General features: G+C 58.7%; 16 protein-coding genes, 2 pseudogenes and 1 other annotated feature. Of the genes and pseudogenes, 10 read left to right on the top strand and 8 right to left on the bottom strand.

Annotation, left to right across the window (positions count from 1 at the left end; all coding sequences use genetic code 11):
• Positions 1 to 162 precede the first annotated feature (162 nt).
• Positions 163 to 999 carry an FRG domain-containing protein gene (locus ASS64_RS15340; protein ID WP_198147736.1) on the bottom strand — a complete coding sequence of 279 codons (837 nt, stop codon included), beginning with the start codon at positions 997 to 999 and terminating at the stop codon, positions 163 to 165.
• 151 nt (positions 1,000 to 1,150) lie between these two features.
• Here ASS64_RS15340 and ASS64_RS15345 point away from each other — a divergent pair, with 151 nt between their 5' ends.
• Together ASS64_RS15345 and ASS64_RS15350 are read left to right on the top strand one after the other, a co-directional pair.
• Positions 1,151 to 2,056, top strand: coding sequence for a hypothetical protein (locus ASS64_RS15345; protein WP_157075222.1), 906 nt, complete (start codon positions 1,151 to 1,153; stop codon positions 2,054 to 2,056).
• Between the two features lie 136 nt (positions 2,057 to 2,192).
• Complete coding sequence (locus ASS64_RS15350) at positions 2,193 to 3,188, top strand: DUF4365 domain-containing protein (RefSeq protein ID WP_067696829.1); 996 nt, start codon at positions 2,193 to 2,195, stop codon at positions 3,186 to 3,188.
• Positions 3,189 to 3,653: 465 nt separating this feature from the next.
• Here the strand turns inward: ASS64_RS15350 and ASS64_RS16530 are convergent.
• Positions 3,654 to 4,871 (bottom strand): annotated as a pseudogene (locus tag ASS64_RS16530) (IS3 family transposase).
• Positions 4,474 to 4,590: a sequence feature (AL1L pseudoknot), on the bottom strand. Its footprint overlaps the pseudogene before it by 117 nt.
• Before the next feature lie 22 nt (positions 4,872 to 4,893).
• On the opposite strand from ASS64_RS16530, the gene ASS64_RS15365 reads away from it, so the two are divergent.
• The 3 genes from ASS64_RS15365 to dgcA all read left to right on the top strand — a co-directional run bounded on the left by ASS64_RS15365 (position 4,894) and on the right by dgcA (position 7,505).
• A complete protein-coding gene (locus tag ASS64_RS15365) occupies positions 4,894 to 5,223 on the top strand; it encodes a DUF736 family protein (protein WP_234002420.1) in 330 nt (109 codons plus the stop codon).
• Between the two features lie 297 nt (positions 5,224 to 5,520).
• Positions 5,521 to 6,558, top strand: coding sequence for an N-acetyltransferase DgcN (gene dgcN, locus ASS64_RS15370; RefSeq protein ID WP_198147749.1), 1,038 nt, complete (start codon positions 5,521 to 5,523; stop codon positions 6,556 to 6,558).
• On the top strand, positions 6,516 to 7,505 hold the full coding sequence (gene dgcA / locus ASS64_RS15375; RefSeq protein WP_067696394.1) for an N-acetyl-D-Glu racemase DgcA: 990 nt from the start codon (positions 6,516 to 6,518) through the stop codon (positions 7,503 to 7,505). The genes dgcN and dgcA overlap by 43 nt, the downstream gene beginning before the upstream one ends.
• Positions 7,506 to 7,838: 333 nt before the next feature.
• On the opposite strand, the gene ASS64_RS15380 is transcribed toward dgcA, so the two are convergent.
• Both ASS64_RS15380 and ASS64_RS15385 read right to left on the bottom strand, forming a co-directional pair.
• On the bottom strand, positions 7,839 to 8,720 hold the full coding sequence (locus ASS64_RS15380) for a LysR family transcriptional regulator (RefSeq protein ID WP_067696397.1): 882 nt from the start codon (positions 8,718 to 8,720) through the stop codon (positions 7,839 to 7,841).
• 45 nt (positions 8,721 to 8,765) lie between these two features.
• Positions 8,766 to 10,256 (bottom strand): amidohydrolase family protein, encoded by a 1,491-nt coding sequence (locus ASS64_RS15385; protein ID WP_369815382.1) that lies wholly within the window; start codon positions 10,254 to 10,256, stop codon positions 8,766 to 8,768.
• Between the two features lie 359 nt (positions 10,257 to 10,615).
• Here ASS64_RS15385 and ASS64_RS15390 point away from each other — a divergent pair, with 359 nt between their 5' ends.
• Both ASS64_RS15390 and ASS64_RS17005 read left to right on the top strand, forming a co-directional pair.
• Positions 10,616 to 11,854, top strand: a complete 1,239-nt coding sequence (locus ASS64_RS15390) for a dicarboxylate/amino acid:cation symporter (protein WP_067696404.1) — start codon at positions 10,616 to 10,618, stop codon at positions 11,852 to 11,854.
• 466 nt (positions 11,855 to 12,320) lie between these two features.
• Positions 12,321 to 12,641, top strand: a pseudogene (locus ASS64_RS17005) (hypothetical protein); the annotation flags it as partial.
• A 26-nt stretch (positions 12,642 to 12,667) separates the two neighbouring features.
• Here the strand turns inward: ASS64_RS17005 and ASS64_RS15400 are convergent.
• The 4 genes from ASS64_RS15400 to ASS64_RS15415 all read right to left on the bottom strand — a co-directional run bounded on the left by ASS64_RS15400 (position 12,668) and on the right by ASS64_RS15415 (position 20,109).
• Complete coding sequence (locus tag ASS64_RS15400) at positions 12,668 to 13,876, bottom strand: FAD-dependent oxidoreductase (RefSeq protein ID WP_234002421.1); 1,209 nt, start codon at positions 13,874 to 13,876, stop codon at positions 12,668 to 12,670.
• A 320-nt stretch (positions 13,877 to 14,196) separates the two neighbouring features.
• Positions 14,197 to 15,795, bottom strand: coding sequence for an amidohydrolase family protein (locus ASS64_RS15405; protein WP_234002422.1), 1,599 nt, complete (start codon positions 15,793 to 15,795; stop codon positions 14,197 to 14,199).
• 72 nt (positions 15,796 to 15,867) lie between these two features.
• Entirely contained in the window at positions 15,868 to 17,220 is a 1,353-nt protein-coding gene (locus tag ASS64_RS15410) for a serine hydrolase (RefSeq protein ID WP_083508415.1), read from the bottom strand.
• Between the two features lie 96 nt (positions 17,221 to 17,316).
• A complete protein-coding gene (locus tag ASS64_RS15415; RefSeq protein WP_198147737.1) occupies positions 17,317 to 20,109 on the bottom strand; it encodes a TonB-dependent receptor in 2,793 nt (930 codons plus the stop codon).
• Positions 20,110 to 20,686: 577 nt separating this feature from the next.
• Between ASS64_RS15415 and ASS64_RS17135 the strand changes: the two genes are divergently transcribed.
• The 3 genes from ASS64_RS17135 to ASS64_RS15430 all read left to right on the top strand — a co-directional run bounded on the left by ASS64_RS17135 (position 20,687) and on the right by ASS64_RS15430 (position 23,391).
• Positions 20,687 to 21,184: an ArdC-like ssDNA-binding domain-containing protein gene (locus ASS64_RS17135; protein ID WP_067696422.1), complete on the top strand. Its 498-nt coding sequence runs from the start codon at positions 20,687 to 20,689 to the stop codon at positions 21,182 to 21,184.
• Positions 21,185 to 21,284: 100 nt separating this feature from the next.
• A complete protein-coding gene (locus ASS64_RS15425) occupies positions 21,285 to 21,719 on the top strand; it encodes an aspartyl protease family protein (protein ID WP_067696425.1) in 435 nt (144 codons plus the stop codon).
• Positions 21,720 to 22,461: 742 nt separating this feature from the next.
• Positions 22,462 to 23,391 (top strand): ArdC family protein, encoded by a 930-nt coding sequence (locus ASS64_RS15430; RefSeq protein WP_067696428.1) that lies wholly within the window; start codon positions 22,462 to 22,464, stop codon positions 23,389 to 23,391.
• Positions 23,392 to 23,397: the final 6 nt, after the last annotated feature.

A 23,397-nucleotide genomic window follows, 5' to 3' on the forward strand; every position in this document is an offset into this window, starting at 1 on the left:
AGTTGCGGACTGTCCGTTTCCAGCGGTTAATGGTGGTAAGCTGCCGTTCGGCTAGCGACCGAATTACGGACGGCAAAGCGCCGCTAGAACGAACAATCGTTCGTGAGAAGAGTCGAACATCTGCTTTACGAAGTCACATCATGGGGCCGCTTTTTGACAGTATTATCGGGCAGCGCGATCGAGTTCTGGAAACATGGATTTTTCATTGATCGCCAACTGAGCTAGTTGAGTTCTTATTGCCGACTTACTGTCGCCTGGGATCGTGATGCGCTCAATCGTGATACCGCCCATTCCTCCTTCTGGCAGCTTCTCTGTAAGACCAAGAAGAAAGAAAGCGCCCGACTGTGCCGTTATCCGACGGTTATTTTGCTTAGGCTTCACAAGGAAGGCGCTCACAAGTTCAGGCAACACTATCTCTTCCAAAAAGGCAGGTTTTTCAGATCGGATGAAGTGCATTAGTCGCTTCATCGAGGTCTGCTCGTAGACGTCACCGGGGCCCTTTATCGCGCGTTTTAGCTGACGTTTATGTTCCGGTTTCAGGCGCGACAGATTTGCGAGGCATGAGACTGTATCGCTATCGTAATATTTTACGAGATTTTCGTTGACCTTGAATACGATAACCTGGCCATCCTTCTCGTACTGTTCTGTTTTTGCCCGTGCACCAGCCGGAGCGGGGCGGCGCCCTTTCCTGGGCGCAGTAGCAAAATAAAGAGCTACTAACGGATTCCAGCTCACGTCCAGCAGCCGGCTGGGCAAGTCGTAGTGTTGGACTCGGACTAAGCGCTCCAAAGCACTAGTGTCGTCGCGAAACTCCAACGGGTGTGCCGATATTAATTCGCTAAGCAGAAGATGCTCTTGGGATGCATACCCGTCTCGGAAGACGGCAGGCACAAGATAAAAGCCTCTGTCTTCGTGACCACGATAGACAATTACCTCGCCACTGCCAGGTAAGTGCGCAGATACCTCATCGAGAAACTCCTGAACATTTGTCGGATCCACGCAACCCCTCCTTGCTGATTGCTCCATGCCGCATTTGTGAGCGTGCGCCAAGACAATGCAATAAAGCGTCGATTGTCCACTGGACAGCTAACGGGTACCTGCTGGTTCGCCGCTCGGTCCGCGAGGCGGCGCAAGAAAAATGGGGGTAAGAATGGCGATAAAACCAGTACCGGCCAAGCTTCAGGCTGGGTTGCGCCATTGCGCCCGTCTACCGGCGGTTACTCGCGGCTCCAGCAGCATTAATTGGCGGTTCGCCTCTTATCGGACGTTGCTGGATACCCTGGGCCACAATGATGGTATGGACGAGGTCATCGAAGTCGGTGTCCGAGATTTTTTGGATGCTGCGCAAGCGTCTGGCAATCCAGACGCTTACCTCCACGCTCGGGCGTCCGCACAAGGCATAGCCGTCCAAGAATTGGATCTCGCTAATCTACCGAACCGATCAGCGGCTCTGTTTCTAGTCGGAGCCTATCAGCAGCTGGAGGGCTTTCTGTATGATTTCGCCGATGAATTTGGCACTCTTGTCGGTGCGCCAGTTCGGACCCGAGTGAATGGTGAGGCTCCGCTGGACTGGGTGCTCGATGCTCTTCCTGGCGGCTTCACCTTGAACAAGCATCGCATCTGGATCGAACGGTATCTGATCCTCGACTACTACCGCCTGGTCCGGAACCACCTGAACCACCCGCGCAAGAGTCGAGCGTCGCTTGCGGCCTCTCATGCCACGCTCACATCGCTCGACCCAATGATCCGTGGCGCCTACGGTCTGCCTGCGCCGAGCGAGCCGGATAACCTAAGTTTCGACGACTTTCTCCTGCTGACCCGAATTGTGAAGTACCTTGCGACGGACCTATGCCGGCTTGCGCAGTTGACTGGGGCCGACTTGGTGCAGCACGCGCTCCGCTTACAGAGTTCCGGCGAGCGCGCGCTTCTTAGCCTCCCTCCCGAGAGCGCAAGTCCAGTCAAGCGACGGGCCCGAATTCGTCGCTTCTACCGCGGCCGCTTCGGCTCTGAAGTCGCTCCAATGGACCTCGATTTGATCGCTAAAGCTTTATTTTGATATCCGTCGACGCCCTGGCTGCGCGATCAGCGACAAGGTGGATGTACACGGCGGTTGCCCCGGCAGATTCGCAGGGACGCGGCAGCTCGGTGGTCTAAACAACCTATCGTCCGGTTCCGGGTATTTTGCTGACTTCTTGGAAACGCCCGCAAATTATCAGAAAGAGCGTCTAGGCATCAATGCGGTTGCGACCGCGATCGCAAGCCTAGGTTGTATCTGGCGCGAGACGCCTACCGGCGACGTCGGAATCGACGCCCAGATCGAGCATGTGAACGGAAAGGGGCAAGCGACCGGACGTCTGGTGAGCGTCCAAGTGAAGTCCGGCATCTCCTACTTCGGCAACGAGTCCGGCGAAGCCTATCGCTTCTACCCCGAAGATAAGCATCGCATTTATTGGGAGCAACACCCCCTGCCGGTGATCCTAGTGCTGCATCATCCGGACTCACAACAATCGTATTGGGCCGACGTACGACAACAATTGCGCGGGGAGGCGCCGAAAAAGGCGTTGCTAATCCCGAAGAATCAGGTCCTGCAGGCAGCTTCGGCAATATCGCTCTTTGAAACTTCGGGACTAGATGAGAGCCCCTTCATTCAGGATCTTGAGGAACTCTGCATAAAAATGGTCGAAACAAGAAGTGACAATGGTTGCTTTCCAGTTTCATACTTTGATCTCTTCACCCACGGACTGACTAACATAGCGCGATCTATATATTTTGGCATGGATGTGCCGCTCATGGTCGCAGAGACAAACCTACGCGCTTCCGGCGCGGATGTAGGGGTAGGCGTAGGCGAAAAGGAGCACGAATTTCTATTTGCCTTCGTCAAGTTCCTTCTTTCACAAAACTTGGCCCATATCGATTTTGCCACGTGCCTCATCGACTGGGTTGACCGGCAGATGCAGCCGCATTTCGTTGCCCCGCTAACCTCTAGAGGGCGCGCACTCGTGCAGCATATCCATGAAAAGGAGGCATCGCTCGTTGCAAAAGGCGCATTGCCCAATCTGGGTGCCACATTTGTAGCGCAAGAGGCGTTCTTTGCTATGGTGCCTCCATCTTTTTCCAACCGCCTTCCTCGCATCCAAGAATTTCAGGCAGCAGTCCGTGGGGCCTCCAACTCAGAACTGACCAAGTAAGAGCCCCGGTCACACGTCGTCGAGGCATGTTGGCCCGTTGACTGCCTTCTCTTTGCCCTACTGACTAAAATGGCGCCTGTTCTCCAGCCGCCTTCCGGGTGGGGAGTCGCCGAGGTTTGCGGCCGGAGAGGGGCTCGAAGTTGCCGTCAGATCCTATATAAACCAATGGCAGATTTCGGGATCGCGTGGCGTACAATCGGATGCCCAAAATATGGCGCAAAGTGAACACGACTAGGGAAGAGAGGCGAGAATTTGCCAATGATTTGAGTGCCCATCTTCGTCCTCTTCTGGGCACCAATAATATTGATTTCTCTGGATTATTTAAGTAATTTGGCGCACCTCGTAGTTGAAGTCACCAACTACCGCACCCAACTCTGAATTTTTTAACATCGATAAGACAAAATCGATAAGACAAATTCGGCACGGTGAACCGCGCCGGGTCTGCCGGAGGCTTTGGGTTGTGAGTCACGCTGCCATATCGATGTTGTCCGCGGCAGCATAATATTGATCTTCGGCTTCCGCGGGCGGGATGTTGCCGATGGGCTCCAGCAGTCGGCGATGGTTGAACCAGTCGACCCATTCGAGGGTCGCGTATTCCACCGCTTCGAAGCTCCGCCACGGCCCACGCCTATGGATCACCTCGGCCTTGTAGAGGCCATTGATGGTCTCAGCCAAAGCATTGTCACAGCTGTCGCCGACGCTGCCGACCGAGGGCTCGATCCCGGCTTCCGCGAGGCGCTCGGTACACGTATTGCGACCCGCGGTCGCTATGATGGATGAGGCCGCCCCGGTGGGTCGGCCGGCGATCGTGAAGCGCCTGTTCCAGGGCATCAAGGACGAAGCTGGCATGCGCCGTCCTGCTGGCCCGCCAGCCAACGATCCGCCTGGCATAGGTGTCGATGACGAAGGCGACGTAAACGAACCCCGCCCAGGTCGCGACGTAGGTAAAGTCCGACACCCACAGCATGTTCGGCGCGGGCGCGTAAAACTGGCGGTTGACGTGATCCAGTAGGCACGGTGCAGCCTTGTCACTGATGGTCGTGCGTATCGGTTTGCCACGGATCGCTCCTGCCAGGCCCATCTCACGCATCAGCCGCGCAACGGTACAGCGGGCGATCGGAAAGCCCTCCCGCATCATTTGCCACCAGACCTTGCGGACACCGTAAACCGCAAAGTTCTCGGCGAACACGCGGGCAATCTCAGGCTTGAGCGGCTGATCCCGTTGCGCCCCCGCCGACAGGCGTGCCGGATCGCGACGCTGCGCGACGCGCTCGTGATATGTCGATGGGACGATCGGCAGGACGCGGCAGATCGGCTCGACCCCATAGGCATCGCGGTGATCGTCAATAAAAGCGATCATCGCCGGAACGGGCGGTCGAGCTCCGCCTGAGCAAAATATGCGGAAGCCTTATGAAGGATCTCGTTGGCCTGTCGCAACTCGCGCAGCTCGCGTTCCAGCGCCTTCATCTTGTCGGCAACTTCGGTCGGGACACCCGCCCGCTTGCCGCTCTCGACCTCGGCCTTCTTCACCCACTCACGCAGCGTCTGCGGCACGCAGCCGATCTTCTCCGCGATCGACACCACCGCTATCCATCGCGAGGGATGATCCCGCTCGTGGTCGAAAACCATCCGTACCGCGCGTTCGCGAACTTCAGGCGCAAACTTGTTCGTTGTCTTGCTCATACAGGCTCCACCTTCTCAGGAGTTGGAGCCTCCGGCAGACCCGGCGCGGTTCAATATCCCGATTCCGCTGAGGGTGGAGAGCCGTCCACAGCATCAGCTGACGACCATTAGTCTTCGCGAGGACATCACAATCGCCGCTAACCCTCGCAAGACCAGCGAGATTCAACTCGACTACCGGGTCTATTTCGGCGACGTCGAGATCGGCGCCGGCTGGAACCGCTGGTCCGAGGCAAGCGGCCGCGACTATGTGTCGCTCAGCTTTACCGCCCCTGAGTTCGGACCGCTCCGACTCTACGCCAATCTCGTCCCCGCTGCGGGCGAGAAGCGTGGCGACCGGTTCGCCATCTTCTAAAGCCCGGCGGATTGACCGCCTGCACCCGCGGCGTTTCGGCGCCGCGGGAGCTTGCTGGCTGCCTATCGCTCTTTGCCAGGACTCCATGGGCTTCGCTGCGTCCACTCGACTTCGCAAAGGGCTGATCTATTCGAACTGCGTGCAACACCGATACATCAGCGCACCGGGCTGAATCGGTCCAGCAAGACTGCGGCAACCAAAAATATTCCCTTAGGTTATAGTCTGCCCGATCAATTTGATACGCATTCTGTGAAGATGGCTGTCAGGACGGGGGCACTCATAGAGACGCTGTGGATCATGATAAAAACACCCTACCTGCTATACTTGGGTTCGACCGTCGATCCGATGGCCATCAAGACCTCTCGCGGCATCGCGATGTTTCGGGCGGAGGACTCGATCGGTGAATTCGTGCACGGGGCAGGGGCTCTTTCGCTTGGCCTTCCCCGGATGAGCTTCGCCGAAGCCGCGGCGGCAGGCGCCAAGACGCTCATCCTTGGTATCGCCAACGCCGGCGGAACGCTGAGCAATGAATTGATCGATGATTGCGAGGCAGCTCTCGATGCAGGTCTCGACATCGCGTCGGGCCTGCACCGTCGCCTCCGCGACGAACCCCGCCTTGTTGCTGCGGCCAAGCGCCAGGGACGGTGTCTCTTCGATGTCCGTGATGCCAGCTCCGACCTGCCTGTCGGCAATGGCCTTCCGCGTGGCGGCAGGCGCTTACTCACTGTCGGCACCGACTGTTCGGTGGGAAAGATGGTGACTACGCTTCATCTGGAGCGCGCCATGAGGGCGCGAGGCATCGCGGCCGATTTTCGCGCGACCGGTCAGACCGGCATTTTGATTGCCGGATCGGGCGTGCCGCTTGATGCCGTTGTCGCCGACTTCATCTCTGGGGCGATCGAGCAGCTTTCGCCTGCACGCGACGACAACGGGTGGGACTTGATCGAGGGTCAGGGGTCCTTGTTTCACCCTTCGTTTGCAGGCGTATCGACTGGTTTGTTGCATGGGGCGCAGGCTGACGGAATCGTAATTTGCCACGATCCTACGCGGCCCCACATGCGAGGGCTGCCACACTACGCGATGCCCTTGCTGTCCGACACGATCGAGGCGAACCTGCGAGTCGCTCGGTTGACCAGTCCGGATGCTGTCGCCCTTGGAATCGCGCTCAACACATCCAGTCTGACACGGGAAGAGGCGCAGGATGTGTGTTGTCGCACCGCGGAGGAGACCGGTTTGCCCACCACCGATCCCGTCGCCTTCGGTGTCGAGGAAATCATCGATCGGATAGAACAATGCTTCGGCAAATCTCAGCAGGTCAAACCTCCTTCCGCCTGAATCGTCCCTTCCGCATATCACGCGGAACAAAGACTGCGGCCGATGTGGTCACGGTTGAGATCACGCAGGGCGGCGTCATCGGGCGTGGTGAGGGAGTACCTTACGCCCGCTACGATGAGACGCTTGATAGCGCCCTACAGGAAATCGAGAGAGCGCGTATTGCGATCGAGGCCGGCGTCGATCGCCGAGGGCTGCTTGACCTGATGCCCGCCGGAGCGGGGCGGAATGCCGTCGATTGCGCCCTTTGGGATCTCGAGGCAAAGCTTGCGGGCAAGAGTGTCTCTGAATTGGTGGGCTGGCCTGAACCGGCCCCGGTCGCCACTGCCATGACGGTGGGGATTGACACACCGGCTAATATGGCGGCTGCGGCCCTTGTACTTCATAATGTCCCGCTTTTGAAAGTGAAGGTAGACGACGATGACCCGCTGGCAGCGCTCCGCGCCGTCAGAGAGGTCGCGCCCACGCCTAGGTTGATCGTCGATCCCAACGAGAGCTGGTCCATGCAGGGGCTCGCCGATCGACAGGCTGCGCTGGCGGGTCTCAAGGTGGACTTGCTGGAGCAGCCGCTTCCGGCGGGCGAAGATGCCGAATTGGAGGGATTTGCACCGCTAGTCCCGCTCGCTGCCGATGAATCGGGTCACGTCTGGGACGACATTCCCCAGATTGCGCGTCGCTATCAAGTCATCAATATCAAGTTGGACAAGACTGGCGGGCTTACGACCGCGTTTGAGGTCTCAACCGCGGCACAGCAGGCGGGGCTACAATTGATGGTGGGTTGCATGGTTTCCAGCTCACTTTCCATCGCGCCGGCACTCGTGCTCGCGCAGCGATGCGCGTTCATCGATCTCGATGGACCCACTTGGCTCGCGGCGGATCGACCGCATGGGGTAAAGGAAGTCGAAGGCGTGATGACGCCGGCGGCACAGGGATTCTGGGGCTCTCCTTAACTTCTCGTTATGGTGGGTGGTCAACATATGATTGCTATTGCCATTCTCCGTGCCGATCGACTTCGTAATAATGGTGCAACAAACAACAGAAGGGCAGGCACGAGGAGGAGTTTCATGAGCTTGGCGGGCGTTGGGGCGGCAATCGCGCTCTCGCGTGGCTTCGGGACCCGCCGACAGCGCCTATGCGACGCCGGCCACCAACCAGTCGCTCTACGATCTTCTCGGCCGAACCTTCCGAGTGCGGGCGAAGGTCTCGTTCTGACAAGCTCTGCTTTCACCCTGCCTATGGGAGCGGCCCCGGCTGCTCCCATTTTTTTGAACGAGTAGCCAATATTATGCCGCGTCGAGGCAGGTCTTGAAAACTTCCAAAAACTCCATTGCGCTGTGGGAAAACGGCCGGCTTTCCAGTGTCATAGCGAAGACGTCGAAAGTGAGCGCCGGCTGCAGCGGGCGAAACTCGACATCTTCGTTCACAGCCGCTTGCGCTGTGAAATTGTCAAGCACCGCCATCCCCAGCCCTTCGCGCACCAGAGCCGACCCGATGTAGAAGGTTCGGGCTGACGCTGCCTCGTCCAATTCGATCTTCGTGCGGCCCAGTTCTGCTCTCAGCAAATCGCCGATCGGGCCGCTCTCCACGAGGCTTATGAAACGGTGATCCTGCACCATCTTCATAGGAATGCGTGGCGGTGCATCGGTGAAATCTTCCCGCCGATAGAGCAGGCCCAATTCACCTTCACCCAGCCACTCGGAAATCAGTGGGAGGCCTACGGGCTTTTCGAACGCGACGACGATATCGGCGTCGTGCTCGTAGAGGACCCGAGCGATCCCATCGTGGTGTACGGTCTGCAGATCGAAGAAGACTTCGGGATGTCGGCGCGAAAACATGGCAACGGCGCGGGGCAGGATGCCGAGCGCTAGCGAGGGCAAAACCGATACTCGCAGAGAGCCAGTGCCATGGCGCAGATTCCGAGTGGCCTGACGCAGGGACGCAACCTGCGATTGGATTTGAGCCACTTCAGCGAAGATCGTGTGCGCATCTTCGGTTGGCACCAGCCTTCCGCTGCGTCGATCGAAAAGCGGAAAACCGAGCAGCTGCTCGGCGTGCTTGAGCGTCTTCGTCACAGCTGGCTGAGATACGTTGAGAGCACGGGCTGCCGCGCTGACAGTACGATTTAGATAGACCGCGTGGAATATCTCGATGTGGCGAAGCTTCATCACTCGGCCTTAGCAAGACGGGCCATGGCTACCAATCTGCTGTCGCTAAGAACAGCTGCCGTCGGGAGGAACATGTCGAATACCGTGACCAGGCGCTGCACCAGTTGGTTTGCCGTCACGCAGCACTTCGGTTCCATTCACGACAAGTGATCTTACTCCAACGGACGGCACTCGAGCGTTCACGTAGTCCGCGCGCGGAGCATATTCGTCAGGATCCAAGATCAGAACATCGGCGTAGTAACCGGGCCTCAGATACCCGCGTTCGGTCATTCCATAGATATCCGCCGTCGCGCCCGTCGACTGATGAATAAAATCGCGGAGCGAGATCACGGCCCGCTCTTTTACGTAAGTTTGGTACTTGCGCGGGAAGCTCGCATACTGACGAGGGTGGCCGTCCGATCCGTCAGACCCGGTAACGACCCAAGGCTGCTTCATGAAAGCTTCAACATCGGCTTCGGCCATGTTGAACGAAGCGGTCTGCGCGAGTTGACTGCGGCTGAGCGAGCCCCGGCTCCGGTTGTCGTCGAATTCGACGTTGCTCGAGAGGATGCGAATAGCCGCATCCACGGGGCTAAGATTCCATTGAGTGGCCATCTTGCCCAAGGTCTTGCCGGTCCAGGGCACACCTGTCGCTGTAAGCAGGAGCGAGTCCCGCCCACCACGCCGACGAAGATTCTCTTCCATCTCGACCTTGATTCGGGCCAGCGTGGCGGGATCGCCGAAGCGCTCGAGCATGGCGTCGTATCCGCCATCGACGGCCCAACGGGGGACGAGCGCGGCCTGTAAGTTTGAGCCAGATGCGGTCCAAGGATACTGGTCCGCGGTGACGTCGATACCCTCCGCACGCGCGCGTTCGATGTGCGCGATCACTGCCGCCGACTGTTCGTGGACATCCACACCTAACGCCTTGATGTGCGCGAAATGGACCGGGAGGCCGGCTTGGCGTCCAATATCGATTGCTTCCTCGACCGAGGCAACCAGGCCGATCGTATAGCTCGATTCATCGCGCTGGTGAGTATCATAGATTCCGCCGCGGGCGGCCGCCTCCCTGGCCAGCGCCACGACCTCGTCGGTCTGCGAGTAGCTTTGCGGGGCATAAAAGAGGCCGGTAGAAAACCCGAACGCTCCCTCGCACATGGCTTTGGCCACCACTGCCTTCTCTTTCTCGAGCTCGGCCGGCGTTGGTGCTCGATCGATCTCTCCAATCACCTCGGCGCGGATGGCGCCGAACCCGACCAGGGCAGCGACATTGGTGCCAATGCCACTAGCTTCCAGGGCAGCAAGATCGTCGGCAACATTGAAGTCGCCGGATCCATCCACTCCGATTACGATCGTCGAAACGCCTTGTGCGAGCCACGGAACATTCAGCCGCTCAGTTGGGTTGCTGGAGCGAATATAGCTGTCGGGATGGGTATGCGCGTCGATGAAACCGGGAGAGACGATCATCCCGCGCGCATCTTCGACCTTGGCGGCCGCGATATCGAGGGAAGGGCCTACGGCAACGATCCGATCCCCCGTGATTGCTACGTCGCCCACGAAAGGTGGCCTGTCGCTCCCATCGTAAACGGTGCCTCCGCGGATTAGCAGATCGACCGTGCCCGGGGCGTCGTTGCCAGTGGCAGCATACGAAGTTGCCAGTGGCAGCATACGAACTCGTCGAAAGGGCGGCGGTGGCGATAAGCGCGGCGGCGCGAACTGTGATCATATTATCCTCCCGCCCGGCACCGGGCTACCAACGGATACCCGGACCGCCGACGCGAACAAGTATCTTCCGCTTGGGTGTCCATAAGTGCAGGTTATGGTGGTGCATACAGATCGACGTCGCCAGAACTTCTTCCTTTGCTATGCGCGGTAGAACTCAATGCGGCACGTCACGTATCGCAGGAAGGCACCCGATGTTGCGCACTTGGTTTTCGATCCCTCTCTGGAAGAGAGTCCTGCTAGCATTGGTTCTGGGCGTGGTGGCCGGAGTGCTGCTCGGCGAGCAGGCGCAATCCCTGCGCTGGATTGGCGACCTCTTTATCCGGGCGATCAAGATGCTCGTGGTCCCCCTCATCTTCTTTTCGCTCGTCTCCGGCATCACGGCTGTCGGGGACGTCGGGCGGTTGGGCCAAGTGGGCGGCCGAGCACTCGCGCTGTTCTTCGCGACTGCGGTGATATCTGTCTCTCTGGGGATGGCGCTCGCATCAATCGTACGCCCGGGTGACGGCCTCACGATCACTCTGCCCGCGGGCACCGCCGTAGCGCCGCCGCCGGACCAGTCCTTGATCGATTTGATCGTGGGCTTGGTGCCGGACAACCCGATAATGGCGATGGCCCAGGGGAGCATTCTGCCGCTGATCGTCTTCGCAGTCCTGTTCGGTATCTCGATCCTGCTGTCGGGGAAGGAAGGTGCGCCACTAGTTCGCGCGATGGAGGCAGGCTCCATAGTCATGCAGCAGATGACTATGCTGGTGATGGAACTCACGCCGTTCGGCGTGTTCGCGCTGATCGCCTGGGTTGCGGGGACCTTCGGTTTTGCGGCGCTCGCGCCGTTGAGCGAGCTCGTTCTCCTGAACTTCCTGGGATGTGGGATAATCCTTCTTTTCGTTTATCCCGCGATTCTCAAACTGATCGCGAAGTTGCCTGTGGTCGATTTCTTCCGGGGCATTGTCGATGCGCAGGCCGTCGCATTTTCTACCGCATCTTCAAACGCAGCGCTGCCGGTAACGCTGCGATGCGTCGAGCGAAATCTCGGCGTTTCGAACTCGATCGCCAGCTTTACGGTGGCCTTGGGCGCGACGATCAACATGAACGGTACGGCAATGTATCTGGGCGTGATCGCCTTGTTCGGTGCGCAGGCCTTCGGCATCGACCTCCATTGGACGAGTTATCTACTGATCGGTCTGACCTCGACGTTGGGTGCTATCGGAGCCGCTGGCGTGCCTGGTTCCGGCCTTGTGATGATGAGTTTGGTGCTCACCTCGATTGGTGTCCCGCTCGAAACGATTGCGTTCGTGGCAGGCATAAATCACCTGCTGGATATGATGCGGACGATGACCAATGTTACGGGCGACGCCACTGTTGCCGTTGCTGTCGGACGAATGGCCAACGAAATCAACGTGGACGAGTTTCGGTCAGCAGACGACGTTTGATTGGCTAGAGCGCCATGTTCCGAAGGAAATTGCGGAGGAGCCTCAGCGGCTCCTACAGCTAAGGCACACTTATGCTGATTTGCGGCCACGACTCTTGGCCGTGCGGCGCTTTGAGTTCGGCAGGGTCGCGCCTGATTTCCGCCCAAGCCCGATCTTCTTCGCCATCTCCCGGCGCGTCGCTGGCTTCGCGCTTCGCCGACATAGCCGTCGCTCTCGATGAGGCCACTCGGCAGCCCTTTACGATAAGACGGCAACACTCCCGGCATCTGAAGCATTGCTAAAAAAGCATCGGCAACATTATAATATCATTTGCATAGAATTGAAAATGTCTGAATGGTGTTTTCCGACGCACAGAGATGATAGCGGAGCCAGTTTTTTAGACAAGTATTTTACTAATCATTTAAAACATATAAGTTTAACTTATAAAAACTTCCTGCTTCGCCATTCGCTCCTTCGCTAGGCTCGGAAGAAGCCGCTTTCGGATATGAGGTTGCTCAAGATCCTGCGTGATCAGGGCCTGGGCGTGACCGTGCACGGGTTCCGCTCAGCATTCCGCGACTGGGTGGCGGAACAGACTGACTATCCGGGCGACGTGGCCGAGGCAGCGCTCGCGCATTTGTTCTCAAACAAGGTGGAAGCAGCCTACCGACGGACGGATTTCCTCGACAAGAGACGCGAGCTGCTGGGTGCGCGGGGCGTATTCTGCGCCGCAACAGCGGTAATCTCGCACCGTCTGTTCAGGCTCTCACAGCGTTCGATCCCCGGATCCCGCTTAGTAGAGGCATAGACATGTGTCTTCAACCTTGATCGGCATCATTGAAGCAGAGCGGCCGCACGCTCGCCGGAACCCATTGCGAAGGTCCAGCCAAGCATGCCATGGCCAATGTTTAAGATGATCTCCGGGCGGGCGCGCGTAATGCATGGGACCGAGGAAGGCGCCATCGGCCGAAGCCCAGCCCACCCGAACCCCGCGTTCCTGTAATCGGCTGCATCGGGAAGCGAGCTTTGGGCCAGCTCCACCAAGGATCGCAGCCGTTCGGGATCGACAGCGGTGTCCCAGGCGCCAAGCTCGGCCAGTCCGGCAACACGCATTTGGTCTCCAAGCCTACAGAATACCAGCTTCCGCTCGGTATCGGTGATGCTCACGTGAGGCGCGGCAACTCCCGGGGGAGCCGTGAAGGAGTAACCTTTCATCGGACAGATCGGCGCTCGCAAGCGAGCGCTGCGAATAAGAGTTGAGGCACCAACTCCGGCACACACGACAACATGTCTGGCACGCACGCTCCCAAGGTGGTTGCTCACAAGCTCCACGCCTCCTTTTATCAAACTAAGTCTCACGACATCAAAGCCGAAGCGCGACCGGATGCCATACTCGCTGCGGAGTAGGTCGAGCAGGCCCACCGCGAAACGATGGGGATCTCCAACCTCGTCTTCAGGAGAATAGATTACGCCTGCAAGGTCGCCTACCGAGCCGAGCGCGGGTTCTATCCGTTCGGCTTCGACCGGCGTCAGCGCCTCCTGGTGGACGCCGTGAGATCTCTTCAAATCCATCACTTTGAGCGCCGTGGGAAAACTCGCTTCTCCATAATACAAGTGCATTTTTCCCGCGGCCTTGTAGCTGAATTCAAGCGGGTGGCGCTCGAGCAATGCATGCATGGCTAGGCGCGATTCCGCCGCAAGCCCGAGAGCAGCAATCGTGTTCGCGGAGAAGCGTTTGCGAGAACAGTTCCGAAGGAAATCCATTCCCCAGGCCCAGAACCGTGGAGAGAGTGGTTTGGCGATTCGAAACGAAGGATCCGTGCCGAGCACGAGCCAGGGAAGGCTTCTCAAGAGCGCCGGGCTACCAAGCGCATCCGAATATGCATAGCTGAGCTGCGCTCCGTTCGCGAATGAAGTGCTGCGCGCCGGTCCGTCGTCCCGGTCGAGGACCGTCACAGAATATCCGCGTCGGGCAAGAGCCCAAGCAGTAGCTATGCCAACAACACCGGCGCCGATAACGGCGACATCAGTCGCATCGCTCACTCTTCCCCTCCATGTGTCAGTTGCCGACGCACGCCTGCGGACAGTGCCGTTTAATTGGGCGGGACTGATGTTCGCATCGATGCCGCCGTATGACGATCATTGATCCATTTAAGGTGGCCGCAGCCAACAACGCTTTCCTGAGAGCTGGCTTTTGATCAGTATGACAAAGCCTTGAAGCCGGCGGGCGGCAAGAGCGAACCGTTAGAGTCGGTGTATCTGAACGTTATGGCGAGCGTTGACGGCCGCCGACGAAGCGGTCGCCCTTCGGGCAACGTCATCAATTCGTAACCGCTATCGTCGGTGGTCGCGGGGGCTACACCTCAACGACTGTCGGAACATGTGCCCGGAGGCGGCACGTTTTTGATCCCGCGACCAGCTGCAACGCCGGTGGGCTGGCCGTTTTCAATGGCCGGGGCTCCATTGACTAGCAGCGTGCTGACGCCGCTCGCAAATAGGGTCGGGTCCACATAGGTTGCCTTCGGCCGGTAGTGGTCAGGATTAAATACGACGATATCCGCGAAGTAGCCCTTCCGTAGATGCCCGCGGGCGTCGAGCTGGAAGGCATCGGCTACACGCCCGGTGCTGCTATTGATAAAGTCTGCGATTGAGATCGTCTGCTCTTCAAGGGCATATTTCGCGTATTTCTCGGGGTAGGTCGAGTACATGCGTGGATGCCCGTGAGACCCATCCGAACCCGTCATTACCCAGGATTGCTGCATCAGAAGCTTAATATCTTCCTGCGCCATGTTGAAAGAGACAACTGAGCCACCGCGGTCGGTCTCGCGGATGATGCGCAGTGCCGCCTCGATCGCTTCAACTCCCCATTCCTCCGCAACTTGGCCAAGGCGCTTTGCTGTCCAGGAGTGGCCAGTTGCCGTTAGCAACAGCGAGTCTGGCCCTCCGCGGCGCCGAAGATTCTCCCGCATCTCGATCTTGATCCTCTCAAGCGTGGCAGGATCATCAAACCGCCCCAGCATCGCCTCGCGGCCGCCATCCACCGCCCAGCGCGGAAGCAGCGAGGCTTCCAGACCGGAACCAGACGCTTCCCATGGATATTGATCAGCAGTGACTCTAAGACCTTCCGCCCGTGCCTTCTCGATGGTCGCAATAAGCTCCGGCGCCTTCCCGTGAACGTCTACGCCTAACGCCTTGAAGTGGGCGAAGTGGACCGGCATCCCCGCGGTGCGGCCGATCTCGATCGCCTCCTGTGTCGAAGCCACCACACCAATGCTGTAGGACGATTCATCGCGTTGATGGCTGTCATACACGCCGCCCCGCCGTGCCGCTTCCTTCGCAACTGCGATGACCTCGTCAGTCGTGGAGAAGCTCTGTGGCGCGTAGAAGAGGCCGGTCGAGAGGCCGAGGGCGCCTTCGCACATGCCTTTGGCCACCAAGTTTTTCATTGTCTCGAGCTCGCTGGTCGTCGGAGCCCGATCGTCATCGCCGATGACTGCCCGTCGCACCGCACCGAACCCTACATAGGCCGCGGCGTTGATCCCGAACTTCTGTTGCTCGATATTATCAAAGAATCCGGCGACATCGACCTCGCCGCCTGGCTGACCGTGGCCATCGACCCCCGTGAAAATCGTCGTGACGCCCTGCATCATCCATGGAAGGTTGAGGCGCGTTGTGCGATCTTCTCCGGTAAGAAATGCATCGGCGTGGGTGTGCGGATCGATGAAGCCGGGCGCCACGATCATGCCTTGGGCCTCAATGATGCGCTCGCCTTCGTACGGATTGTCTGCGCTTCGACCGACGTAAACGATCTTCTCGCCTGAAACCGCAATGTCGCCGACGGCCGGTTCGGCCGACGATCCATCGTAGATGGTGCCACCCCGGATCACGAGGTCGACGGTTTCGCGTTCCGCGTGCGCACAGGAGGTTAGGGCCATAGCCACGAGGCTCAGTGTGCCGCCCAATATACGTAGGCGCTTGTGTCTGTAGCAAATTGAGTGGTTCACAGATTTAGCCTCCTGACTGATGGTCTTGGATCAGCCCTCGCGCTGGAATCGGATAGCATGGACGCGGCTCGATTTTATTGTGAAGCCTTGACCGTCATCGTCGAAGACAAGGCGTGTTCCAAAAGAACTGAAGGAACCGTCAGGATTGCGCCTGAACTCCAGCGTGGAACCAGCTCCTCCGGCAAATTTCGACGAGATCGTGGCAGTGACTCGGTTAGACGCAACCGTGACGTTATAGACCGCCTCCAGCTCGTCCGAGACGTAGCGCCCGTCGAACTCGGACCGTTCACTCGTCAGGATGTCACCCTCGATAACTTCGATGATCGCGTCGGCCTTATCCTGCGACACGAAATCGCCGCGATTGCAGAACACTGCAACGGCAAGGTCGCGCGCCGGAAGACGGGCATACATGTTCTTGAAGCCTTCGGCGCCGCCGCCGTGCTGCACGAAATGCTGGCCGTTGCGGCGGCCGATCATAAGGCCGCCACCATAAACGAGGCCAGCGCGCTCATCGAGTGCAGGTTCGCCGTTCGTGAAGGTGCCTGGCGTGGTCATGATCTTCAGAACTTCGGGGGTCCAGACCTTGTGCCCAACTGCAATGTCATGTTCGAAGCGGGCTAGTTCATTGATCGAGACCATAAGCCCACCCGAGCCGCTGAAGGTCGGATAGGTGTCACGAATTTCGAACCCCTCGCCGACCGGAACGTAACCATGGGCAATGTTGGATCCAGACGGCTCGGCATCATTCATGAAGAAGCTACGGGTCATGCCTAAGGGCTGAAGGATCGCCTCTTGGGCATAGTCCGCAAAGGGAACGCCGGCGACTCGCTCGACCACTTCGGCGAGAAGCAGATAGCCGCCATTGGAATAAGTGTAGGCAGTACCGGGAGTGAAATTGGTGCTTTTCTGTCGGAAGAGTAGCTGGAGTGCCGTATTCTTATCGGTATCCGCGGCGCTGTCGAACCCGGCAAGGCGCACTAGCTCAAGAGAGTCGCGAACACCCGATGTGTGCAGCATTAGCATGCGGACCGTGACTGGTGCGGTATATGGAGGAAGTTCAGGTAGGTATTTGCGGACATCGTCGTCCAAAGAAATCTCGCCTTGCTCAACCAGTTTCGCCGCCGCAAGCGCGGTGAACTGTTTGGATACCGAAGCGGCGTAAAAGAGCGTGTCGCCGTCGAGCGGCTCCTTCGCCTCGAGATCAGCATAGCCCGCTGCGGTAATGAACAAGGTCTTTCCCTCTCGGAACGCCCCAACTGCGCATCCTGGCGCCACCTGCCGACCATCAGGATCGGAAACAACCTGCTTCACCGCCTGAATATCGTCCGCAGGTGCTGTGGCGGAGGCAAGAGCCGAAGCAAGCAAGAGGCCATTTAATATCATCGTCAAAGTCTCCGCAGTGCGTAACACTATTCAGGTGCCACGACGCCAGCCGGATGGGGGGAACTTGCATCCGACAGACGCCGCCGCATTTCGTGATCAGAAGCGGAAGCGAATTCCCGCTGTGTAGGTGCGGCCAACCACATCATAGAGAGAGCGGACTGTGGCAAAGCCTCCCGTTCCGGTGATCGGCGGGTCTTGATCGAGCAAGTTCCTCACGGCGGCGAACAGAGTCACATTACGATCGCCGTTTTCGATGATGTCGTATGCAGTCGACAGGTCAAAGTAGAGTCTGCCCTCATGCTCAAGGACATCGAGATCCTTGCTCGTATAGGTGTTGTCGATGTTTCCGCCGCCCACATAGCGGGCGGTCAGGCTCACCGTGCTCGGGCCGGCTTCGTAGGCCGTATTCAGGTTGAAGCGCCAGTGCGGCTGGCCACCAATACTCGCGATGGTTGGCTGGTCCGTGCTGCCGGCTAGTTCGGTGACTGTCTGTCCGTCGTCCATCGTCATTTTGTCGACATAGGTCACCAAGCCGCGCAGCGAGAGGTCGCCTCGGCCCACTGAAGTGCGGTAGGCAAGTTCAAAATCGACGCCGCGGGTGTGAACCGACTGCAGGTTCTGCGGCGAAGATTCGACTTGCGAAATCCGGTTGTCTGGGCCGCGGGTGATCAGACCGCACAACTGCGGTTGATCGCGATAACAGCGGTCGACGATTGCGGCCGCCGAAAGGGCGAGGATCGCGTCTTCCAATTTGATATTATAATAATCGACGGAGAGGCGCAGATTTGGCACGAAAGTCGGGCTGAGCACAACACCAGCAGTTAGCGTATCAGCCTTTTCCGGGTCTAGACCGGCATTGCCGCGGGATTGAGTTTGGACGCTATAGGACTCGTTGATAACCGGATCAAAGGGGCTGAACTGTGCCGTCGTGGCGCCGGAGAATAGCTCGGCTAAGCTTGGCGCTCGTATGTCACGCGACCGGGTGAAGCGAAAACGGACATCATCGTTAACATCCCAGGTCGCACCTACCTTCCAGGTCTCGACCGTGCCGGAGGTGCTGTAATCGGTTATGCGGCCGGCTACGTTAAGATCTAGGGCGTCAGCCCAGCTCTGGTCCGCAGCCAGCGGAATCACGAGTTCGCCGAATATCTCGGTGACGTTGACGGCTCCGTCCCAGGGCACGGTGTTCCCCGTGGTAAAAGATCCGGCAGCCGAAAGCGCGTCGGATGTGACATCTGCGGTTTCGCGGCGCCATTCTAAGCCCGTCGCGAACGAGACGGGACCGGCCCAAGTGGAGAATGGTTGTCCGCGTAGGGTCGCGGCTGCCGCATTCTGGGTGATGTCCCACAGCCGCCAAGTCTCTCCGGTTACGTAATCGATTGCTTGGGGGGAAGGGGCACCATCGCCGAACAGGTTGATGGGCACGCACCCCTCGCCGCGAGCCCCGGTGTCGCGGCATACCGCAGCTCCGGTGGTCGGGTCGAGCACTGCGTCGACTGCGAAATTGTAGTTGCGAGTGATGCGAGCGTTTGAGCCCCGGTGGCGATTTTTGGTCTGCCCATATGTATAGTAGGCGTCCCAGTTCCAGCCGTCGCCCAGGTCCCCTTCGAAGCCAACGACGAAGCGGTTGGTCTCCGCCCTTATGTGGTTCATTCCGCGACCATAATCGCGGTTGTAGCGCCCCATAGTGAAGCTGGTAATATCGTCAGATTCCATCGCGTCTCGCACGGACTGCACCAAGAACGGATTGTCGATCTGTATCGTGATCGCGTTGTCGGTCCGGGTAAGCCCGGGATGGTCGGTTTTCGACTTGGCCCACGAAGCCTCGACATATCCCGTGATCGCGTTACTCAGTTCATAGGAAAGGCGACCATAAGCGCTGCGGCGCTTCAGTGGCACTTCGAGGACAAGATCATCCCGGCCGCTAGCGCCGTCGCCGCCCACCATGCCGGTTGCGGTGCGAAGATCGCCATAGCGGAACGGGATCAAACTACCATCGGGCGCGAACTGGTTGCCGGCAAGAGGCCCCGAATTGATCACGCCGCCGTAAGACAGGTTCGCGGAACGTGCATCGCGGACCAGTAGGCTTCGCGGTTCGTCGTTGGTCGGCGTGTACGCTGGATTGGCAATAATGCCCCAGTCTTGCGCGCCCCAATCACGGTCACCTTGGCGGGCAATGCCACTATTCTGGGCAATCTCGCCGGCCAGGAGAATTCTGCCACGGCCGTCCGCAAAGCTTTTGCCGTAGGCTATAGAGGCTAGATAGTTTCTATGGTCGTTATGATCGGTGATTCCGGCCTGCACATTACCCTTGAATCCTTCAAGCCCGTGATCGAACTTGAAGTTGATGACACCTGCTACTGCGTCTGAACCCCACGCAGCCGACGCGCCGCCCGTGACGATATCAATGCTGCCGATCAACGCCTGCGGGATTGCGTTAATATCAACAGGGCCTTGAATCTGGGTTGAGACGAAGCGTTTGCCGTCAACCAGTACAAGAGTGCGATTAAAGCCGAGACCGCGCAGATCGAGAAAGTTGCCGCCAGCATATTGCGAGTTGTTGGTCGAGCTCGAAGGGGTCAGAGACGGGCGTACCGCCGGTATCTGATTGACGACGTCGGCCAGGTTGGGTGCTGCGACTTTCTCGAATTCATCCGTCCCGAGCACGGTCGTTGGCGTCGGCGCATTGAAACCCGTGCGAGCGACACGCGAACCGGTAACGATGATTTCAGTTACAGGCATCTCGTCCGCCGGCTCCGCCGTGCCTTCATTGGTCGATGCTGGAGCCGCCGTTTGGCCAAAGGCGGGACTAGCGACGACGATGGCCGTGCTTGCCGTTGCTAATAGCGCCAGCTTCAGACCTGAACGCCCACAATTGCGATGGATCACGAAAGTCACTCCCCTTGCTCGTATTGACTCCGGACGAACTCGCTGGACGGCTGCATTACTCGCCCGAGGGCGGCCGGGATGCATGCCCGCCGGTCCGGATCGTTGGGTTGGTGCTCAGGAAAAAAGCAGGTTGTCGGCACCGGAACAAGCGAACATCGTTGGCCGACCTATAGCCGTTGGCTATGGCTGATAGACACGTTCAGGCACTAACATCGGCTCGGATGACGCACCGCCTAACAAGAGCGGTAAGTGACGGATCTCAGTTCATTGTGACCGACCTGCCAGACTCCCGAAATCTGCTGAAAGGGGCTCGCCAATGATGAAATTTGGCCTCATCGAAGGCTGCCATGTGGTCTTCTATCTGCCAGTCCTTAAATGGCGTCGGCCCTACGCTCCAGCTGTCGAAGCCATTCACTGCACCGCGCTCTTCGCACTATCACGGCAAGCCTGTCGAACGTGACCACGTTCGGCGTCGCCACTGCTGCGAAGGGGCCGCCGACGAGCGGGTGATTGCGGACCTGGAAGACGGACGGCTGCTATGGGTGCAGCCGTGGGATGCGCAGTATGCGGGTGCGCCATGTCGGTGAACCCGATTAGCGGTCGGCGGTATTCAGGAATCAATGTCCTGAGCCTGTGGGTCGCCGTGATCGAGGGCGGCTATGCCTCGCAGCGCTGGCTGAACTACCGCCAAGCAGTGGCAGCAGGCGGCCATGTCCGCAATGGGGAGAGGGGCACGACCGTCTGCTACGCCGACAGATTTACGCCTCGGGCAGAGGCCGAGCAAGCGCAGGACGCAGGCCTTTTGGGTTTGGAGGCTATGGGAATCGGCCACACGAAGGCTGCTCAAATTATCCTGATCGACATGAACGCCGTCGAAGATGAAGTTGTCGAGCTCGTTAGTGCGGTGACTGCGCGAATGATTTTTCGACAGCCGAGGCGAGCCGAACCACGTAACCGGTTCCCGGTTCATCTACTTCTTGAGGAAGCGCATCGTTTCGTGGCCTCGACCCCCTCGAAGTATACAATGGATGCCGGGCGTACGATGACGTTGAGCAAATCTGGCGCGCGTTGCTAGGTGCCGCGAAGATCAACCCCTACGAGCCCATGAGCGGCGAATCGCAGGGGTTTGAACCGCTGGCGCGGGTCAATGAGGGTGGGACGGAGACGTGGGCCTGATGCCGGGATTTATTGGCCATACACTGGGTGGCGAATTGCCGATCATCGACTGCGATCTGTCTTTGCCTATAGGTCAATGGAGCGGCCCTGGCGACCCACCGCTGGCTCCCGTACATGCGCTTATCGATACCGGGGCGACTAACGTCGTGGTAAACTCCGGATTTGTGGCGCAGCTCGGTTTGCCTGCGGTGGGTACCATCCAGCACACCGTGGTCGGCGGGGCACAGATGGCCTGCCAGACTCACGCTAGCGTTGTGGTGTTTAGGGGAACACGCGCGATGCTCCCGGCGGCCCCATACACCTACAGCGTCACGGACGTTCTTGCGATCGACGAGACCCTAGTCGACTACGACGTCATCATCGGCTGGGACGTGCTGCGCTTCGTAGACCTGAATTTTCGAAGGGATGGGTCAATCTCGCTGCACTTTCCCTGAGAAGCGGCAGCTTGACCCGGCGACCCTCGTCTCTGAAAGTGGTGCCATGAGGCAAAATCTCGACGCCGTCGAACTCGTCGAACACCGCCTGCTCGTCGCTCTGTTCTCGACTCCGAGAAGTTTCAGCCTCATCTGGACCCAGAACTGCAAGACGAGCGGCGAGTAATCGCCGCCAGCAGCGCGCCAGTACCGTCGGGCGGGGCTTGCTTGTGGTCTTCCGATCCCCAGGTGCACAAGCCGGAAATCGAAACCGTTGCGGCCTGGTCGATCTGATCATGAAGCAGCGGGTACATAGGTAGGCCCCAGCGGCTTCTTCCACGAACGAACGGCATGACCGATCCGCCATCATTTCACCTCCAGTGAACTACGGGGGTTCGCAGATCGTTCACGTCGAAGGCACGCAGCCCGCAAGTTTGAGGCTCTATTGGGGCTTGAAGAGCACTTAAACTTCCAAAATCGCCTTCGTTTGACGATTTTTTTAAAACTGTCCGATTCCCTTCACCAGACGCGCTCTCATCACCCAATTCTCCCTTCCTTTCGGTATTTAACAAAAGAAGCAAAACTTTCAGCCAAAAAAATATGGCCGGCAGTATGCTGAACAGATGACAGCTTTTGGGTAGTGGTCGTGACCACTCAAATGACCGCAATGAGGGCGCATAACGGTCATCATTGAAGGAGAGAGGAGGCAGCTTTGCTCTTCCTGAGCCGGGACATGTCGGTCCCGGTCATCAGGAGAACTCCCATGACCAAGTCTCGCCGCGCCGTTTCGACATCGCCAGCCGAGCGCATCACTGCCGCAATCATCGAGAAGCTAGAGCAAGGCACAAAGCCTTGGGTCAAGCCGTGGCGCGGTGTGCCAGTTTCCCGGCCCTTGCGGAGTTGTGGGACACCGTACCGCGGTATGAACACTTTCTGGTTGTGGATGGTAGCCGATGGCTGTGGCTACGCCTCTCCCTACTGGATGACCTATCGTCAGTGCCAGAAGCTCGGCGGACAGGTCCGCAAGGGTGAGAAATCGACCATCGCGATTCTCTACAAGAGCTACACCAAGGAGGTCGAGAACGCCGAAGGCGAAGCTGACACCGAGAACCGGCGCGTCCTCAAGGCTTATGCCGTATTCAATGCCGACCAGTGCGACGGCCTCCCCGAGTTCTATCATCCCAAGCCACTCATTGCCGCGCTCGAGCCCGAAGGACGCGAAGAGCGGCTTGATACCTTTTTCGCCGAGATCGGCGCTGACCTGCGGCATCATGGAGCCCAGGCCTATTACGAGCCGCAGCGTGACCGGGTCACCATGCCGCCAGCCGAACTCTTCGAAGCCTATGACAACTACTACGCAACGCTCGCCCACGAGCTGTCGCACTGGACGGGGCATTCTTCGCGGCTCGACCGCGATCTCAAGAACCGCTTCGGCAGCGATGCCTATGCCGCCGAAGAACTGATCGCCGAACTGTCCTCAGCCATTCTCGGGGCCGAACTGGGTCTTCCCGTCACCCACCTTGACCATCACGCCAGCTACATCGCGTCCTGGCTCAAGATCCTCAAATCGGACGAGCGTGCGATCCTGACCGCTGCGGCCAAGGCCGAGGAAGCGGCCAGCCTGTTGCTCGACCTTGGAGGTCACCAATCCAGCAAGAGCGAGACCGATGTCGACCTCTCTGATGCGGCTTGAGCAGGA

Source organism: Erythrobacter sp. AP23 (assembly GCF_001542855.1).
Classification (GTDB): Bacteria; Pseudomonadota; Alphaproteobacteria; order Sphingomonadales; family Sphingomonadaceae; genus Qipengyuania.

Excerpts from the sequence above, each read along its gene's own strand:
- ASS64_RS15380 (WP_067696397.1), bottom strand. The coding sequence starts at position 8,720 with ATGAAGCTTCGCCACATCGAGATATTCCACGCGGTCTATCTAAATCGT.
- ASS64_RS15390 (WP_067696404.1), top strand. The coding sequence starts at position 10,616 with ATGTTGCGCACTTGGTTTTCGATCCCTCTCTGGAAGAGAGTCCTGCTA.
- ASS64_RS15430 (WP_067696428.1), top strand. The coding sequence starts at position 22,462 with ATGACCAAGTCTCGCCGCGCCGTTTCGACATCGCCAGCCGAGCGCATC.
- ASS64_RS15425 (WP_067696425.1), top strand. The coding sequence starts at position 21,285 with ATGCCGGGATTTATTGGCCATACACTGGGTGGCGAATTGCCGATCATC.
- dgcN (WP_198147749.1), top strand. The coding sequence starts at position 5,521 with ATGATAAAAACACCCTACCTGCTATACTTGGGTTCGACCGTCGATCCG.
- ASS64_RS15410 (WP_083508415.1), bottom strand. The coding sequence starts at position 17,220 with ATGATATTAAATGGCCTCTTGCTTGCTTCGGCTCTTGCCTCCGCCACA.
- ASS64_RS15345 (WP_157075222.1), top strand. The coding sequence starts at position 1,151 with ATGGCGATAAAACCAGTACCGGCCAAGCTTCAGGCTGGGTTGCGCCAT.
- dgcA (WP_067696394.1), top strand. The coding sequence starts at position 6,516 with ATGCTTCGGCAAATCTCAGCAGGTCAAACCTCCTTCCGCCTGAATCGT.
- ASS64_RS17135 (WP_067696422.1), top strand. The coding sequence starts at position 20,687 with ATGTCGGTGAACCCGATTAGCGGTCGGCGGTATTCAGGAATCAATGTC.